The sequence below is a fragment of the Bradyrhizobium sp. GCM10028915 genome (assembly GCF_042666195.1).
GTDB lineage: Bacteria > Pseudomonadota > Alphaproteobacteria > Rhizobiales > Xanthobacteraceae > Bradyrhizobium > Bradyrhizobium canariense_D.
Genome location: NZ_JBHTFN010000070.1, coordinates 168,391 through 183,705 on the forward strand (window position 1 = coordinate 168,391; position 15,315 = coordinate 183,705).

Below are 15,315 nucleotides of genomic sequence, written 5' to 3' on the forward strand. Positions count from 1 at the left end.
TCATTGTTCATGTTTTGTTCTTATGTTGCTCGTCCAGCCAAGGGAGCGAGCCATGGACAACCGCATCAACGAAATCCGCAGGATCATCAGGGCGTTACGCGTCAGCATGCGTGAGGCGGAGGCGATCATGCATGAGCAGATCAACAGGGACGAGGACTGCAGCTTCGTCGCAGGCGAAGTCATGAAGATGCGCACGGTAATGAGCGGGCTGGTTCAGGAGCGGGCCGCGCTCGGAGACACCGACCCGATCGTCGTCGCCAGCCTGTTCGTTCCCCGCCGTCGGCCGATGCCATCGCGCGTCGGTGTTGAGAAGCGCCGCCTTGTTCCGCCACGAGAGATGGCACGAGCATGAAGGGGGAGAGGCCGACCTACTTCTCCGACATGCAGGAGCCGCCGGAATTTCTGAAGGCGCTTCATCATGCGCGGCGCCTGTCTTGCCTTGAGGGTTGGTGCCGCATGCACATCGAGGCCATCCAGGTTGCGATTGATCAGTACGCGGAGGCGGCTCTCGGTAACCGGGAGTTCTTCCTCAATAAGCCGCACAGCATCGGTGGAAGTCGCAGCGGCGGCGACGTGCCGTGACAGCGGTGCGTGTCAGCGTATCGACCTTTTGACATCTCCGATGATCCCGCCCGCCGGCGAAGCTTGGCGTCGCGTTGTTTTTACCGATCGGAAACCATAGCGAATGATCCTAAAATTGTAACGAAACTGTTCGGCTGTCTCTGCGTCGGTTCGTCGGAGGGCCCGTCCGATGACAGAGCACCAGTTGAGAGAGCAGGAATTCCAGATCGCGCGGTACCGGCATTTGGAGCGCGAAGTGACCGATCCACTTGCCGCCTGTCTGCTTCACAGCATCATTGAAGACCTGGAGGCCGAGCTGCGCAGGAATAGCCCGGATTGGCACGGGCCGCGCGATTAACGCTTTGTTAGCGCTGATCGTGTCGATGATGCGCGAGGAAATACCAGGGGAGACTGCTCCCATGTTGAAGGACGGCACCTACGCCGCCTGGTACAAGACGCCGCTCGATCAGGGGACCGGGATCGTCCATATCGCAGACGGACAGATCTGGGGCTGCGACAGCCTGATGACCTATCACGGCTCTTGCAAGGTCGACGGCGATCGCTTCACCGCCACCGTGTCGACGAAGCGCCATACCGACGGACGCGCAACCGTGTTCGGCGTCGACGATGAGCTCACGCTGGACATCGAGGGAAACTGCCCGGGCAAGGTGGCGACCTACACGGCGACGGCAGCGCAAGCGCCGGGAATGATCCTCCAGGGTACGCTGATTCTGACGGAACAGCAGGCGCCCGCACCTGAACGAACCGGGCAGATGCCGCCGTTCAATCCCGACAAGCTGCCAAAGTTGCCGAAGCGCTCGCGCTGATCGCGGAAGCCCGCGCGCCACCGCGGCGGAAGGACCTCATGTCTGCTCCCGACCCAGGCAGACATTCCGCAATCCAGGCTCGCCAAGCAACGAGAACGGTCCCGTCGTTGGTCATGGCAACACCGAGCCAATTCATCCGCGCTGGATTCCCGCCGTCATCAAGCGATCACTGCGAATACGAAAGCTGATCTTCCGTGACGACTCGCTCGATTTTCTCCGACTTGCACTTGATGCGGTATCGGAGACGTCCATCGGACTCGATGGGCATATGCTGGACGATGGTGTAAATCATCGGTGGCTCAGTTGCGGCACGTCCTTGTGGGCCTTGGGGCTGGTGGCGAACGTCTTCATTCAGCTTGTAGGCATACGACATATATCTACCTCGAATTCACGGTGGCTCTGACGCGGGTCAGTCATTGTATCCCTGGCAGGACAGGCGCTTGGTCAAGCGGAAGAGGTTACCACAGTCTGATGCGGTCAAACCGCGTCTTAAGTCAGTCGTTCTCTTGCTTGACCGGTGCAGACAGACAATCGCCCAGAGCGGAGCGGCGATGGCTGCACCATACGCCATATTTGCGAACTTTGGTCGTAATTTCCGAGCGGTATATGGCATTCTGTGAGCCTACGGGCCCTCGTATCGAGGGAACTGACAACTTCCTTGCCGGATTGGGCTGGAATTCGAATGACGGTGGGGCTGGTATTTCGGCTTTGGGGTAGCTCTGCCGACGATCGCCCTAGCCCCTTTCGGACAACTTTGTCGCATTCCGCAATCCTGCATCCTCGGCCCTCGGCTCGCCCGCTTCTCAAACGACCCGCGATTCGCCATGGTGCCGCCGAAAGAGCATCACCCCGGAGCACGATCAATGTCGGACAAGGTCTCGCGTCGCCAGTTCGCCACGCTGGCGGGATTGTCCGCAGCCGGAATCGCCAATCCTCTCGAGGTCGCGGACGCCAAGCCCGCATCGCCGCCGCGGAACGTGGACGGTTTCCCCGCGGGCTTCGTCTGGGGCACGGCGACCTCGTCCTATCAGGTCGAGGGCGCGGTCAACGAGGACGGGCGAGGGGCCTCGATCTGGGACAAGTTCGTCCGTATTCCCGGCAAGATCGAGGATGGCTCGACCGGCGACCGCGCCAACGAGCACTATCACCGCTACAAGGAGGACATCGCGCTCATCAGGGAGCTCGGCTGCAAGGCCTATCGCTTCTCGGTGGCCTGGCCGCGGCTGTTTCCGGACGGCGACGGCAAGCCCAACCCGAAGGGGCTAGACTTCTACAACCGCCTGGTCGACGAACTCCTCAAGAACGGCATCGAGCCGTGGCTGACGCTCTATCATTGGGACCTGCCGCAATCGCTCCAGGACCGGTTTGGCGGCTGGCGGTCGGCGGAGACCTGCAAGATCTTCGGTGATTACGCGGCCTATGTCGCCGAGCACCTGACCGATCGCGTCAAGAACGTGTTCACACTGAACGAGAGCGGTCGCTTCGTCTATTTCGGCTACGGCATCGGCATCGACGCGCCTGGCGTGACGCTGCCGAGAGCTGAGGTCAACCAGATCAGGCACAACAGCGCGCTCGCGCATGGGCTCGCGGTGCAGGCGGTGCGCGCCCATGGCCGCCGCGGCACCAGGGTGGGGCCGGCGGAGAACATCGATGCCTGTGCCCCCGCGATCGACACGCCGGAGAACGTCCGCGCCGCAGAGATCGCGCTGCGCGAAATGAACGCCGGCTATCTCAACGTCATCATGACGGGCCAGTATACCGACGCCTTCCTGAAATTCGCCGGGCGCGACGCGCCGAAATACACCGATGCGGAGCTGAAGATCATATCTTCGCCGGTCGATTTCCTCGGCCTCAACATCTACGCGCCGCAGAACTATGTGGTGGCCTCCGACCAGGGCGCGGGCTTCATGCCGCTGCCGATCCCGAAATCCTTCCCGCACATGAATTCGGACTGGCTGCGCGTCGGCCCCGAGACGATCTACTGGGTGCCCAAGCTGGCGGCAAAGATCTGGAAAACGGACGCGATTTATATCAGCGAGAACGGCACCTCCGGCGACGACGTCGTGACGCCCGACGGCAAGATCTACGACACCGACCGCATCATGTATTTGCGCAACTACCTGGCCCAGCTCCAGCGCGCCACCGCCGAAGGCGTGCCGGTGCGCGGCTATTTCCTCTGGAGCCTGATGGACAATTTCGAATGGGTATTTGGGCTCAACAAGCGCTTTGGGCTCTACCACGTCAATTTCGACACCCAGGTGCGTACGCCGAAACTCAGCGCCAGCTTCTATCGCAACGTGATCGCGAAGAACGCAGCGGGGGTTTGATTGCTCTCCCTCGCCCCGCTCTTGCGGAAGGGCGACGAGCTTGGCTCGCGTTGAGAGGGCGGGGTGAGGCGGTTCCGCCAGCGCGCATTGACTCCCTTCGCCCGCTGATTCAAAACGCTTCCAACCGTTCAACAAGAGGATAATGCCAATGATCGACGCACTCATCATCGATGCCTGCCGGACCCCGCGGGGCGTTGGCAAGGCCGGCAAGGGGGCGCTCTCGGGCATTCATCCGCAGCAGCTGGGAGCAACCGTGCTGCGCGCGCTCGCGACGCGCACCGGCATCGACACCGCCGACGTCGACGACGTCATCTGGGGCTGCAGCGCGCAGGTCGCAACGCAAGGCGGCGATCTCGGCCGCATGTCGGCGCTGGACGCCGGCTACGACGTGCGCGCGAGTGCCGTAACGCTCGACCGCTTCTGCGGCTCCGGCATCACCGCCGTCAACATGGCCGCAAGCTCGATCATGTCGGGCACGGAGGACCTCGTCGTCGCCGGCGGCTGCGAGATGATGTCGATGGAAGGACGCCGCGGCGGCGGTCCGATGATGATGGACAACGGCAATCTGCGCCTGCGAGCGCGGCATCCGCAGTCGCATCAGGGCGTCTGCGCCGACGCGATCGCGACGCTGGAAGGCATCACGCGAAGGGACGTCGACGCGCTGGGCCTCGAAAGCCAGAAGCGTGCCGCGCATGCGATCACGAACGGCCACTTCAAGAAGAGCCTTGTGCCGGTGCATCGCGAGGACGGCAGCCTCGCGCTCGACCATGAAGAATATCCGCGGCCGCAGACCACGATGGAAGGGCTGAGCGCTTTGAAGCCCGCATTCCCCGCTGTCGCCGACCATGCGCTCGACGACAAGGGCACGACCTATCGCGGCCTGATCCTGCAGAAATACCCCGACCTCGAGATCGACTTCATGCACCACGCCGGCAACTCGTCCGGCGTCGTCGACGGCGCCGCCGCGATCCTTCTGGCTTCGCCCGCTTACGCCAGGGCGCACGGCCTGAAGCCGCGCGCCCGCGTCGTCGCGATGGCGAATATGGGGGACTCGCCGACGCTGATGCTGAACGCGCCGGTGCCGGCGACGCGCAAGGTGTTGGCGAAGGCGGGGCTGACCATCGACGACATCGACCTGTTCGAGATCAACGAGGCCTTTGCCGTGGTTGCGGAAAAATACATCCGCGACCTCAAGCTCGACCGCGCCAGGGTCAACGTCAATGGCGGCTCGATCGCACTCGGCCATCCCATCGGCGCCACCGGCTCGATCCTGATCGGCACCATGCTCGACGAGCTCGAACGGCGCGACTTGAAGCGCGGTCTCGTCACCATGTGCGCGGCCGGTGGCATGGCCCCGGCCGTCATCATCGAACGTATCTAGCGCGAGCGAAGCTCGTCGCGCTCCCTGGAAATAAGGGAGAGAAAGTACCCGCGATCGCCACATCACGACGATCTAGGCTTGTTTTCCAGGGTGAATCGCGACCGGACTCCGACAAAGAGGCCGGTCATCGCTTGTCGAAAGCATCGAATCAGCTTTAGCAAGGCTGCGTGCGGGCCTTTGAAACAAGGTAAAATCCGCTGCCTGAGGCCTCTCCCGCTCCGGAAGTGGCTAAAAAGCAGGGTTTTTTGCCACAGAGGGCCAAAAAAGCCCGTAAAACCCCGACAAAACTGTGCAGAAGGCTATAGGCCTTCACCGGTTGGTCTAATATGCAGCCGTCAACGAATCAGAGGAGACACGATGGCCACCCAAATGTCGAAATCGCAGCTGATCGAAAAGATCGCGACCACCACCGAGCTTTCCAAGCGTGACGTCAAGAGCGTCATGGAGACGCTGACCGACGTCGGTCACAAGGAGCTCAAGAAGAACGGCCTGTTCCTGGTGCCGGGCTTCGCCAAGTTCGTGGTCATCAAGAAGCCCGCGACCAAGGCGCGCAAGGGCACCAACCCGTTCACGGGCGAAGAGATGATGTTCAAGGCCAAGCCGGCCCGGAAGATCGTTCGCGCCCGCCCGGTCAAGGCCGCCAAGGACGCCGTGGGCTAACAAGGCGAAGGCCCCCTCGAGCGAGGGGGCCTTTTGTTCGGGGCTGTCGCGAGGACTTGAGACGGAGGGCTCAACCCTTGCGGCGCTTCGCCCGGACCGGGGCCGGCTGAAGCCGCGGTCCCGGCATCGCCAGCGCATCGCGAACCCCGTCGGTGGCGCGATCCAGCAACTGGCGCAGCCGCTGCGTCGTCCGCGATCGCTTCGCTCTTTCCAGCAATTTCTTCATGGCATTCACTCCGCCGCTTCGACCTTGGCATCGGCTTGGGCCTCGGCCGGCTCGAGCGCCGCGGCGATGGCTTCGTCGACGCGCTCCAGCCAGATGAATTCGAGGTTGTCCCGCGCGCTCTGCGGGATGTCGTCGTAATCCCGCTTGTTGCGCGCCGGCAGCATCACCCGCTTCAGGCCCGCGGCCGCGGCTGCCACCACCTTCTCCTTGATGCCACCGACCGGCAGCACCAGGCCGCGCAGCGAGATCTCGCCGGTCATGGCGGTGTCGCTGCGCACCGTGCGATTGGTGAGCAGGGACGTCAGCGCCGTGAACATCGCAACGCCCGCGCTCGGTCCGTCCTTCGGGGTCGCGCCTGCCGGCACGTGAACGTGGATGTCGCTCTTTTCGAACAGCTGCGGATCGATGCCGAGCTGCGTGGCCTTGCTCTTCACCAGCGTCATCGCAGCCTGCACGCTCTCGCGCATGACCTCGCCGAGCTGGCCGGTCAGGATCATGCCGCCGCGGCCTGATACCCGCGAGGCCTCGATGAACAGGATGTCGCCGCCGACCGGCGTCCAGGCCAGGCCAGTGGCCACGCCTGGAATGCTGGTGCGCTGCGCGATCTCGCCTTCGAAGCGCGGCTGGCCGAGCACAGTGCCGATGTCCTTTGGCGTCACGACGATCTTGGCAGCCGTGCCCTCGGCGACCTGCACGGCAGCATGGCGGAACAGCTTTCCGATCTCCCGCTCCAGGTTACGCACGCCGGCTTCGCGGGTGTAGCCCTTGACCACCAGCTTCAGCGACTCCGGCTCGATCTCGGCCTGCTCGGCGGTCAAGCCGTTGGCCTCGAGCTGCCGGCGCACCAGATAGCGCTTGGCGATCTCCAGCTTCTCATCCTCGGTGTAGCCGGCGAGGCTGATCAGCTCCATGCGGTCCAGCAACGGACCCGGGATCTGGTCCAGCATGTTTGCGGTCGCGATGAACACCACGCGCGACAGGTCGAAGGGCACGCCCAGGTAATTGTCCCGGAATGTCCCGTTCTGCTCGGGGTCGAGCACCTCCAGCATCGCGGCGGAAGGATCGCCCTGCACGCCGCGGCCCATCTTGTCGATCTCGTCCAGCATCATGACGCAGTTCCGGGCGCCGGCCTTCTTGATGCCCTGGATGATGTTGCCAGGCAGCGCGCCGATATAGGTGCGCCGGTGGCCGCGGATCTCGGCCTCGTCATGCACGCCGCCGAGGCTGACGCGCACGAAGGGACGGTCCATCGCGCGTGCGATGGACTGGCCGAGCGAGGTCTTGCCGACGCCGGGCGGTCCGACGAAGCACAGGATCGGCGCCTTGCCCTGCGGCGCCAGCTTGCGCACCGCCAGATATTCGATGATCCGGCTCTTGATCTTCTCCAGGCCAAAGTGATCGGCGTCGAGGATGCGGCGCGCTTCCTTGATGTCGATCGGCTTCTCCGCGGGCAGTGCCCACGGCAGCTCGATCAGCCAGTCCAGGTAAGTGCGGACCATGCCGGCCTCGCCGGCGGCCTCCGGCATGCGCTCGTAGCGGCGCAGCTCCTTCTTCGCATGTGCATCGGCCTCGGGCGGCATGTTGGCCTTGGCGATGGCAGCGGTCAGCTCGGCCACCTCGGCCGCCTTGCCGTCGCCTTCGCCGAGCTGGCGCTGAATGGTCGCCATCTGCTCGCGCAGGATCGCTTCGCGCTGCCGCTCGTCGAAGCTGGCGCGGGTCTGCTGGCCGATCTCGTTGCTGATGCGCAGCACCTCCAGCCGTTCGGCCAGATGCTTCGACACCTTCTCGACACGCAGAGCGAGGTCGATGGTCTCCAGCACCTCCTGCTTGTCCTGCGGCTTGATGTCCATGAACGAGGTCGCCAGGTCCGCCAGCGGGCCGGGAGCCGTGGTGCCCTGGAACATCGCGACCAGTTCGGGCGGCGCCTGCGGCAGCAGCTCGATCGCCTCGATGGCCTGGCGCTGCAGGTTCAGCCCGCGGGCCTCGATCTCGGGCGTGCTGGTGGTCGGCTCCGGAATCTGCTGGATCCGCGCGGCCGGGAACGGCGTCCCCGGCAGGAAGTCGAGGATGCGCGCGCGCTGCACGCCCTGGCAGACGATGTGATGGGTGCCGTCGGGCGCGGTGATGTAGCGCACGATGTTGGCGATGGTCGCGACCCGATAGAGGTCGTCCGGTCCGGGCTCCTCGGTCTCGGGGCTGCGTTGCAGGACGATGCCGACCGGTCGCTGCTCGCGCAGCGCCTGTTGCGCGGCGGCGACCGACTTCGGCCGTGCGATCGCGATCGGCGCGATGGCGCCGGGGAACAGCACCATTTCGCGCACGGGAATGATGATCAGCGCGTCTTCGGGAATCTTCACGTCGGAATTGCTCTGGGGATTGGTCGGTGCGGTATTCATTGGTTCGGTGGCCATGATCGACCTCAGGATTTGGCGAGGCGCAGCGCGACGCAGCCGTCCATCACGAAGCGGCTGATGGCGTAACGGCCAACGGGCAATGCAATGCGGCGCTCAAAACGCCCCTGCGGCAGTTCGAGCCGGTGGATGCGGGCGTTGCGAAGCTCTGGCGGAAGGGTGCGCTGGCCGGAGATGACGAGCACGCCGTCATGGATGACAGTCTCGACATTGTCGGGATTGACGCCGGGAAGCGCGACCAGGATCAGGAGCTCATGCTCGGTTTCGAGCACGTCGATCGGCGGCTCCCAGCAGGCTTCCTGCCGGCCGAACTGCTGGCGCAGCCGTTCGGCGCGGGTCAGCGAGTCCAAGGCTTCGGACAGCATCCAGTCGAGGGGATTTTTGGGTTGCATGATGCGGGCTCGGCGGGTGAGGAACGCTGAATATGGGGCCGGTTCCCGAGAATTCCAGCCCGGCTGCGCGCAGGTGCCATGCGGATCGTGCGATCCGAAAACAAGCGCCGCGGCCTTCCGGGCCGCGGCGTTCCGTCGTCACCCTATGTGTGCCTCAGGCCGCCTGGCGGTATTCCTCTTCCGCCTCGAGGTTGATCACGGAGGTGGCGAGCTCGGTCAGGGCGTGATCGGTCGCCTCTTCCTCGTCCAGCGTCGCCTGCAGCAGCTTTGCCGCGTCCTGCATGCCGAGCTCCTCGGCCCAGGTGCGCAGCGTGCCGTAGCGGGAGATTTCGTAGTGCTCGACCGCCTGCGCGGCTGCGAGCAGGCCGGCGTCGAGCGCAGGCGCGTTCTTGAACTCCTTCATGATCTCGGCACCTTCGTCGGTGATGCCGTTGATCGCTTCGCAAGGCTTGCCGCGGGCCGGCTTGCCCAGCATCTTAAAGATCTGGTCCAGACGTTTGACCTGGCCCTGGGTCTCGCGCAGATGCTTGTTGAAAGCCGCCGCGAGCTCCTTCGAGTTGGCAGCCTTGGCCATCTTGGGCAGGGTCTTGATGATCTTGTTCTCGGCGAAATAGATGTCCTTGAGCGTCTCCAGGAATAGGTCGCTCAACATCTTCGGCGCCTGACGGGCGCGGCCCGTCGACGATTTCTTGCTTGTGCGCTTCTTTGCTCGTTTTGCCATACATCCTCCTCTTGAGGTGACGCGCGAAGGCATCGCCTTCCGCAATCCTCAGGCGATCAAAAGCTTTCGGAGAACGAAAGTTCCAAACTGCAGCCTGCGCTCAGGTCGGGCGCTTGTAGGGATCTTCCTGCCGCTGCCGCGCCTCGGTGTTGCGGTCGAGCTGCGCGCGCTCGCGGCGCCGCAGGCGCCCCGCCTTCGCCACGCCGTAGACGAGGACCGCACCGAGCACGAAGGCACCGATGAACCAGAGCCAGAGCAGGTTGCCCGAAAGGTGACCCAGCAACATTCCAATTCCACTGTCACTCATTGTGCATCTCCGGTGATTTTCAAAGCGGTTCTATCGGGCTAAGTCAGTCCGCCAGCCATCGTTCCTGCGTCCAGGGAGCCCACCGAGACATGATCGACTTCACCCTGTCCGCGTTCGTGACACTGCTGCTCGTGGTCGATCCGGTGGGCCTTGCGCCGGCCTTCCTCGCCGCGACCGGAGGCATGCCCGACAAGACCAAACGCACCATCGCGCTACGCGCGCCGCTGATTGCGGCGTCGATCCTGGTGGTGATCGCCCTGATCGGAAACTGGCTGCTGCGCCAGCTCGGGATCGGCATCCCCGCCTTCCAGATCGCCGGCGGGCTGCTGCTGTTCGGCGTGTCCTACCAGATGATCTTCGGCGACCGTCCGCATCGCGAGGCCCGCGAGGCCGACAAGGCAACGTCGGAGCATGCCTCCGACGTCGCGGTATTCCCGCTGGCGATCCCGATGATGGCCGGTCCCGGCGCGATCGCGACCACGCTGCTCCTGACCGGCGATGCCGGCTACGGACCGAGGCTCGCGATCATCATCGCGGTCGTGCTCGCCGTGTGCCTGCTCTGCATGCTCTGCTTTGTCTCCGCGAACATGATCGCGCGGACCCTCGGGCGCACCGGCAACGCCGTCCTCTCGCGCGTGCTCGGCATGCTGCTCGCGGCCTATTCGGTGCAGTTCGTGATCAACGGCTTCGCTGCTGTCCGGGCGAGCTTGCCGTAGAGCTGCGACAATCTGTTAATGCGTTGATTTTCATGTTTATTCCATGATGCCATGAGGCGGTTAGCGGGATCGCGCGCGATCCGGTCCGCTTTCTCTTGCGCTGCCATATTGCTTGACGTACTCCCCGTCTGACAGGCGCCCATCGTCAGGAAATCGAGATGTCGATGACAGCGGACGAGCTCGACAAGAGACAGGCCATCATCGGCGCCTGCCGCCGCATGAATGCGCTCGGCATCAACCAGGGCACCTCGGGCAATATCAGCGTCCGGCATGTGGACGGGCTTCTGGTCACCCCGACCAGCGTGCCCTACGACGCCATGACGCCGGACCAGATCGTGTTCATGACGATGGACGGATCGCACGCGCCCGATCAGAAGCCGTCCAGCGAGTGGCGCTTCCACCTCGACATCCTGAAGGCCCGGCCAGACGTCGACGCCGTCGTCCACGCCCATCCGACCTATTGCACCATCCTGGCGATCATGGGCCTGGAGATCCCGCCCGTGCACTACATGATTGCAGCCGCCGGCGGCGACAGCATCCGCTGCGCGCCCTATGCCACCTTCGGAACGGCGGAGCTGTCCGAACATGCCGTGCGGGCGCTGGAGGGGCGGCTTGCCTGCCTGCTCGACCATCACGGCATGATCGCAATCGGCAAGTCGCTGGACAAGGCGATGTGGCTCGCCGTCGAGGTCGAGACGCTGGCGCGGCAATATCACGGCTGTCTCCAGATCGGAGAGCCGCCGCTGCTGTCGAGCGCCCAGATCGAGCGGGTCCGCCAGCGCATGTCCGGTTACGGCATGTCGGAAGAGTAGGGCGGACAGAACGTGTTCCTGCGGATCAGACATCTCGCCGACCGCAAGGGGACGAACCGCATCATGGTTCGGCTGCGGGCGCTGCTGCGCAGCAACGAATTCTATCTGATCCCGCTGGCGCTGGTGATCGGCACGCTCGCCGGCGCCATCGTGACGCTGATGGCCGAGATTGCGCAGATTGCCCATATGGTGATCTACGGCATTCCCATCGACGTCCGCCTGTCCGCCAATACCAGCGTCAGTCCGTGGGCCGCGCTGATCGCGCCCGCGCTGGGCGGGTTGGTGCTTGGGATCATGGAGTGGTGGCGGCGACGGCTCAAGCTCTCGAGCGCGGTCGATCCGATCGAGGCGAACGCACTGCGCGGCGGCAATCTGTCGATGCGCGACAGCGTGGTGGTGTCCAGCCAGACGCTGATCTCGAACGGCTGCGGCGCCTCCGTCGGCCTCGAGGCCGGCTATACCCAGATCGGCTCGGGTATCGCCTCGTTGCTCGGCAAGTTCTTCAATCTGCGCCGCAACGATCTGCGCCTGATCGTCGGCTGCGGTGCCGCTGCGGCGATCGCGGCGGCCTTCGGTGCACCGATCACGGGCGCCTTCTACGCCTGCGAGCTGATCGTCGGCGTCTACTCGGTCGGCAGCGCGGCGCCGATCCTCGCCGCCTCGCTCGCGGGCGCCCTGACCGCGCAATGGCTCGGCGGCGCGCCATACTCGCTCGAAATACCCAAGGTCAGCGCCGTCGGCGTCGAGCAATATCTGGCGCTGATCGGTCTCGCGCTCGTCACCAGCGGTGTCGGCATCGCCGTGATGCGCTCGTCCTCGATGTTCGAGCGCCTGTTCAAATGGCTGCCGGTCTGGTTGCGCCCGGTGATCGGCGGCCTCATCGTCGGCAGTTTTGCGATCGTCACGCCGCAGGTGCTGGCGGCCGGCCACGGCGCAATGGTGCTCGATCTCTTTCACGACATGACGATCGGCCTGATCGCGCTGATCATCGCCTTGAAGGTGACGGCCTGCCTGATCTCGCTCGCCTCCGGTTTCCGCGGCGGCCTGTTCTTTGCCTCGCTGTTCGTGGGCAGCCTGATCGGAAAGTTCTTCTCCGCGGTGCTGCTCTTGATCAGCCCGAACTTCGTGATCGATCCGCTGGTCGCGATGCTGACGGGCATGGCGACGCTGGGCGTCGCCATCGTCGGCGGTCCCTTGACCATGTCGTTCCTCGTGCTCGAGATGACCCGCAACGTCGACGTTACCGCCGTGGTGCTCGCCGGCTGCATCGTCACCTCGATCTGCGTCCGCTTCATGTTCGGGCACTCCTTCTCGACGTGGCGCCTGCATCTGCGCGGCGAGACCATCCGCAGCGCCAACGACGTCGGCTGGCTGCGCAACCTCACCGTCGAGCGGCTGATGCGCTCAGATGTTGGCAAGGTGCCGTCGACCACGACGATCGCCGCGGTCCGCCGCGAATTCGCGCTGGGCTCGCGGCCCGGGATCGTCATCGTCAACAATGCGGACGAATATGTCGGCCTTGTCCTGCTGCCCGACCTGTTCTCGGGCGACCTCGACACCATCGCCGACGAAATCCAGGTGATCGAGCTCGCGCGCCTGACCGAGATCGTGCTGATCCCGGAAATGAACGTGAAGTCGGCGATGGCGGTGTTCGACGAGGCGGAGGCCGAGATGCTGGCGGTGGTCGATTCCACCGACAGCCGCAAGGTGGTCGGCTTCCTTACCGAGACCTTCGCCCGCCGCCGCTATGTCGAGGAGATCGACAAGGCGACGCGCGGCGTACTCGGCGCGCTGTCGTAAGGTCACGCGGAAGCGGGACGGCGTGCATCATGCGCCGCCGTCCGCGCCTGCTATCGGCCTGGCTGCAAGGGAGCAGCGACGACGCTAGCCACGATCCGGCGGACCAGTGGCAGCACCATCAGCAGCGTCGGAAAGGCGACGAGCCATGACAGCGCCCAGGCGCCCGGCCAGGTCGCGAGGAACGCCGGCGTTGCGCCGAGGCTTCGAAGGGTGGAAATGACCGACACCACGGCTGTCATGAGGATGGACAGCACAAATGGCATCACGATCGACGCATAGCGCGCCGGCAGTTTGCGAACCGCAATCATCTGGTTTCTCTTGGAATAAGACGCGTCAGTCACGGTGAACCCAAGAATGGCATCGATCCCGACGGCGTCGGTTGATGCGTTGGTTCACGTAAAACGCTTACGGCGACCGAAAGACGGTGCGCCTGTTCATTATCCGCTCATGTTGGATGGTTCAAGCTGGATCTGGACGTTCGATCTACAATCGTTCAACGCGTGGCAGATTGCCGCGATCACGAAACCATTTCAGTGGTTTGGACGTTTAGTCTTGTTTGATTATGTCGCTTCGAGCGAGAACAGGAAGGTCAAGATGAATAAAGGACCGATGATTTCCGCAGCCGGCCGCAGCGTTGGGCTGGCAGCTTTCGCAAGTCTTGTTCTGATGACGGCCCCGATCACCCCTTCGGCTGCCAACTCGCCCGCGCCCACCAAAGCCGCTGCCGCGGGCTCGGTCGCTCCGGCTGCCACCGATTTCAGCGCGGCTCGCCGCCACCGCTATTATCGGCGAGGTCCGAACGCTGCAGGCCTCGCTTTCATGGGCGTGGCGGCAGGTCTGATCGGCGGCGCGATCGCAGAGAGCAGGCGCCAGGAGTACTACGAGGACCGCTATAATTACGGTCCCGGTCCTTACTACGGCGGCCAGGGATATTACGGCGGCGGTCCCTACTATGGTCCGCGTGGCTATTATCAGCCGTATTAGGCGCCTGTCCTCGCCGCAGTCTCGTTCTCGCCAATGGGCGGTGTTTTGCACCGCCCCTTGTTGCTTCTGCGCGAGGCGTCTCATTGCGCGACCTGTGTCGCGGGCGCGTCAATCCCCTCCAGAAAAAAATATTCCGCTTTACCGAAATTCGGAAACGGCGTATGTGTCGCCCATCCCGGCTCATCCTTGAGGGGCGATCTTGTGGTCGTCATGTTCGCGAGCCGGGCTTGCGGTGGACGCGGCAGCGTTCGGGTGCGAGAGGCCAAGGGCAGGGCGGATTGCTCTCCGTGAGCCCAAGGCTTCGTGCCGACGAGCGGCGCTGCTAGGCTTCGTCTCGTCTGTAAGTTTCCGGCTCCGTCGACAGGGCTGGGAAAACTGCGGCAAAATGGCGAGCCGTGCGTACGGCAAAACCGTGTGGTCCTGGCGTCCAGTCATTTCGGGCAGTCGAGGAAAACTAAAAAATGTCGACCAATGAAGGGCTTATCAGGATCGATGCCCGGTGCTGCGTCCAGCCCGAAATCGCCGGGCCCTATTAGGCCCTAGTTTCACAGCTGCCGTGTCAAGCGAGAGTTGGGGCTGCGCCCGCGCGAGGTGTGACCCGGCTGGACTGCGCCCGGTCGGCCGGCGGGTCGCGGCGCGGCCCTGCTGGATGCGATGGCCGGGCTTGCCCCTGCGCTGGCAGCGCGCTGTGGGGGCCTCCCTGCGGTCTTCCTGTGGCCCGACACTGACGCCTGACGGCGTGGCCCGTCGCCCGCGGCTCGCCCGGTCCCAGTTGGTGGCCGAACGTTGATCCTGGTCAAGTACTGCAATCGGCTGCCGCTGGATGGATTGCAGAGCTGGGGAAGTAAACATGGAATTCCCACACTGGCTTATGATCGGCGGCGCTTTGCTCGTGTTCGTCGGGTTAGTCGGCGCTGCGCTTCAAAGAAGACCAGCGGCAGCCAACCCGTCGGAAAGTAAGGTAGCCGATGAGCAGCCGGCGGCGCCCCTGCCCAAGTCGCTCAACCGTGCGGCTCGTTCGCTATCCGGGGAAGCCTCCCCCGTAGAAAACCGAGCGTCCCGGCCTTCGCAGATCGAGTAATCGCAATCGTCATGCGACCACACGATGATGCCCAGCGACCTCCCGCGTGCGAGAACTGCGAGCGCGAAATGACGCTGCTCGGAAGATTGTCAGAGATCAGAATTCATAA

General features: G+C 64.1%; 17 protein-coding genes. 11 read left to right on the plus strand and 6 right to left on the minus strand.

Going from position 1 to position 15,315, the window contains the following annotated elements; genetic code table 11:
* Positions 1-52 precede the first annotated feature (52 nt).
* From ACFQX9_RS34245 to ACFQX9_RS34275, 7 genes are all read left to right on the plus strand, one after another.
* Positions 53-352, plus strand: a complete 300-nt coding sequence (locus ACFQX9_RS34245) for a hypothetical protein (protein WP_007601417.1) — start codon at positions 53-55, stop codon at positions 350-352.
* Positions 349-582, plus strand: a complete 234-nt coding sequence (locus ACFQX9_RS34250; RefSeq protein WP_018460276.1) for a hypothetical protein — start codon at positions 349-351, stop codon at positions 580-582. Before ACFQX9_RS34245 ends, ACFQX9_RS34250 begins: the two co-directional genes overlap by 4 nt.
* Before the next feature lie 169 nt (positions 583-751).
* Positions 752-919 carry a hypothetical protein gene (locus ACFQX9_RS34255; protein WP_007601419.1) on the plus strand — a complete coding sequence of 56 codons (168 nt, stop codon included), beginning with the start codon at positions 752-754 and terminating at the stop codon, positions 917-919.
* A gap of 61 nt (positions 920-980) precedes the next feature.
* On the plus strand, positions 981-1,388 hold the full coding sequence (locus ACFQX9_RS34260) for a hypothetical protein (protein ID WP_018460275.1): 408 nt from the start codon (positions 981-983) through the stop codon (positions 1,386-1,388).
* A gap of 863 nt (positions 1,389-2,251) precedes the next feature.
* Positions 2,252-3,715 (plus strand): GH1 family beta-glucosidase, encoded by a 1,464-nt coding sequence (locus tag ACFQX9_RS34265; protein WP_377791688.1) that lies wholly within the window; start codon positions 2,252-2,254, stop codon positions 3,713-3,715.
* Positions 3,716-3,863: 148 nt separating this feature from the next.
* Positions 3,864-5,096 (plus strand): acetyl-CoA C-acetyltransferase, encoded by a 1,233-nt coding sequence (locus ACFQX9_RS34270; RefSeq protein ID WP_377791689.1) that lies wholly within the window; start codon positions 3,864-3,866, stop codon positions 5,094-5,096.
* Positions 5,097-5,453: 357 nt separating this feature from the next.
* Positions 5,454-5,756 (plus strand): HU family DNA-binding protein, encoded by a 303-nt coding sequence (locus ACFQX9_RS34275; protein ID WP_007601427.1) that lies wholly within the window; start codon positions 5,454-5,456, stop codon positions 5,754-5,756.
* A 70-nt stretch (positions 5,757-5,826) separates the two neighbouring features.
* On the opposite strand, the gene ACFQX9_RS34280 is transcribed toward ACFQX9_RS34275, so the two are convergent.
* From ACFQX9_RS34280 to ACFQX9_RS34300, 5 genes are all read right to left on the minus strand, one after another.
* Positions 5,827-5,982, minus strand: a complete 156-nt coding sequence (locus ACFQX9_RS34280) for a hypothetical protein (RefSeq protein WP_377791690.1) — start codon at positions 5,980-5,982, stop codon at positions 5,827-5,829.
* A 5-nt stretch (positions 5,983-5,987) separates the two neighbouring features.
* Entirely contained in the window at positions 5,988-8,393 is a 2,406-nt protein-coding gene (gene lon / locus ACFQX9_RS34285) for an endopeptidase La (protein ID WP_377791691.1), read from the minus strand.
* Positions 8,394-8,401: 8 nt separating this feature from the next.
* The gene (locus ACFQX9_RS34290) at positions 8,402-8,785 is read right to left on the minus strand and encodes an Hsp20/alpha crystallin family protein (RefSeq protein WP_007601432.1); all 384 of its coding nucleotides are present in this window, start codon (positions 8,783-8,785) and stop codon (positions 8,402-8,404) included.
* 154 nt (positions 8,786-8,939) lie between these two features.
* On the minus strand, positions 8,940-9,506 hold the full coding sequence (locus tag ACFQX9_RS34295) for a ferritin-like domain-containing protein (RefSeq protein WP_085384836.1): 567 nt from the start codon (positions 9,504-9,506) through the stop codon (positions 8,940-8,942).
* A 100-nt stretch (positions 9,507-9,606) separates the two neighbouring features.
* Positions 9,607-9,813 carry a hypothetical protein gene (locus tag ACFQX9_RS34300; RefSeq protein WP_007601434.1) on the minus strand — a complete coding sequence of 69 codons (207 nt, stop codon included), beginning with the start codon at positions 9,811-9,813 and terminating at the stop codon, positions 9,607-9,609.
* Between the two features lie 89 nt (positions 9,814-9,902).
* On the opposite strand from ACFQX9_RS34300, the gene ACFQX9_RS34305 reads away from it, so the two are divergent.
* The 3 genes from ACFQX9_RS34305 (at position 9,903) to ACFQX9_RS34315 (ending at position 13,141) form a co-directional block, all read left to right on the plus strand.
* On the plus strand, positions 9,903-10,529 hold the full coding sequence (locus ACFQX9_RS34305; protein ID WP_377791692.1) for a MarC family protein: 627 nt from the start codon (positions 9,903-9,905) through the stop codon (positions 10,527-10,529).
* 158 nt (positions 10,530-10,687) lie between these two features.
* Positions 10,688-11,341: a class II aldolase/adducin family protein gene (locus ACFQX9_RS34310; RefSeq protein WP_377791693.1), complete on the plus strand. Its 654-nt coding sequence runs from the start codon at positions 10,688-10,690 to the stop codon at positions 11,339-11,341.
* Between the two features lie 12 nt (positions 11,342-11,353).
* Entirely contained in the window at positions 11,354-13,141 is a 1,788-nt protein-coding gene (locus ACFQX9_RS34315) for a chloride channel protein (RefSeq protein WP_377791694.1), read from the plus strand.
* 50 nt (positions 13,142-13,191) lie between these two features.
* Here ACFQX9_RS34315 and ACFQX9_RS34320 read toward each other — a convergent pair whose 3' ends face one another.
* Positions 13,192-13,449, minus strand: a complete 258-nt coding sequence (locus tag ACFQX9_RS34320; protein WP_085350586.1) for a DUF2798 domain-containing protein — start codon at positions 13,447-13,449, stop codon at positions 13,192-13,194.
* Positions 13,450-13,735: 286 nt separating this feature from the next.
* On the opposite strand from ACFQX9_RS34320, the gene ACFQX9_RS34325 reads away from it, so the two are divergent.
* Entirely contained in the window at positions 13,736-14,125 is a 390-nt protein-coding gene (locus tag ACFQX9_RS34325) for a hypothetical protein (protein ID WP_085350675.1), read from the plus strand.
* Positions 14,126-15,315 lie beyond the last annotated feature (1,190 nt).

Coding starts and splice junctions, on each gene's coding strand:
- ACFQX9_RS34255 (WP_007601419.1), top strand. CDS start 752: ATGACAGAGCACCAGTTGAGAGAGCAGGAATTCCAGATCGCGCGGTAC.
- ACFQX9_RS34245 (WP_007601417.1), top strand. CDS start 53: ATGGACAACCGCATCAACGAAATCCGCAGGATCATCAGGGCGTTACGC.
- ACFQX9_RS34275 (WP_007601427.1), top strand. CDS start 5,454: ATGGCCACCCAAATGTCGAAATCGCAGCTGATCGAAAAGATCGCGACC.
- lon (WP_377791691.1), bottom strand. CDS start 8,393: ATGGCCACCGAACCAATGAATACCGCACCGACCAATCCCCAGAGCAAT.
- ACFQX9_RS34295 (WP_085384836.1), bottom strand. CDS start 9,506: ATGGCAAAACGAGCAAAGAAGCGCACAAGCAAGAAATCGTCGACGGGC.
- ACFQX9_RS34300 (WP_007601434.1), bottom strand. CDS start 9,813: ATGAGTGACAGTGGAATTGGAATGTTGCTGGGTCACCTTTCGGGCAAC.
- ACFQX9_RS34270 (WP_377791689.1), top strand. CDS start 3,864: ATGATCGACGCACTCATCATCGATGCCTGCCGGACCCCGCGGGGCGTT.
- ACFQX9_RS34290 (WP_007601432.1), bottom strand. CDS start 8,785: ATGCAACCCAAAAATCCCCTCGACTGGATGCTGTCCGAAGCCTTGGAC.
- ACFQX9_RS34310 (WP_377791693.1), top strand. CDS start 10,688: ATGTCGATGACAGCGGACGAGCTCGACAAGAGACAGGCCATCATCGGC.
- ACFQX9_RS34250 (WP_018460276.1), top strand. CDS start 349: ATGAAGGGGGAGAGGCCGACCTACTTCTCCGACATGCAGGAGCCGCCG.
- ACFQX9_RS34260 (WP_018460275.1), top strand. CDS start 981: ATGTTGAAGGACGGCACCTACGCCGCCTGGTACAAGACGCCGCTCGAT.
- ACFQX9_RS34305 (WP_377791692.1), top strand. CDS start 9,903: ATGATCGACTTCACCCTGTCCGCGTTCGTGACACTGCTGCTCGTGGTC.
- ACFQX9_RS34325 (WP_085350675.1), top strand. CDS start 13,736: ATGAATAAAGGACCGATGATTTCCGCAGCCGGCCGCAGCGTTGGGCTG.
- ACFQX9_RS34265 (WP_377791688.1), top strand. CDS start 2,252: ATGTCGGACAAGGTCTCGCGTCGCCAGTTCGCCACGCTGGCGGGATTG.
- ACFQX9_RS34320 (WP_085350586.1), bottom strand. CDS start 13,449: ATGATTGCGGTTCGCAAACTGCCGGCGCGCTATGCGTCGATCGTGATG.
- ACFQX9_RS34280 (WP_377791690.1), bottom strand. CDS start 5,982: ATGAAGAAATTGCTGGAAAGAGCGAAGCGATCGCGGACGACGCAGCGG.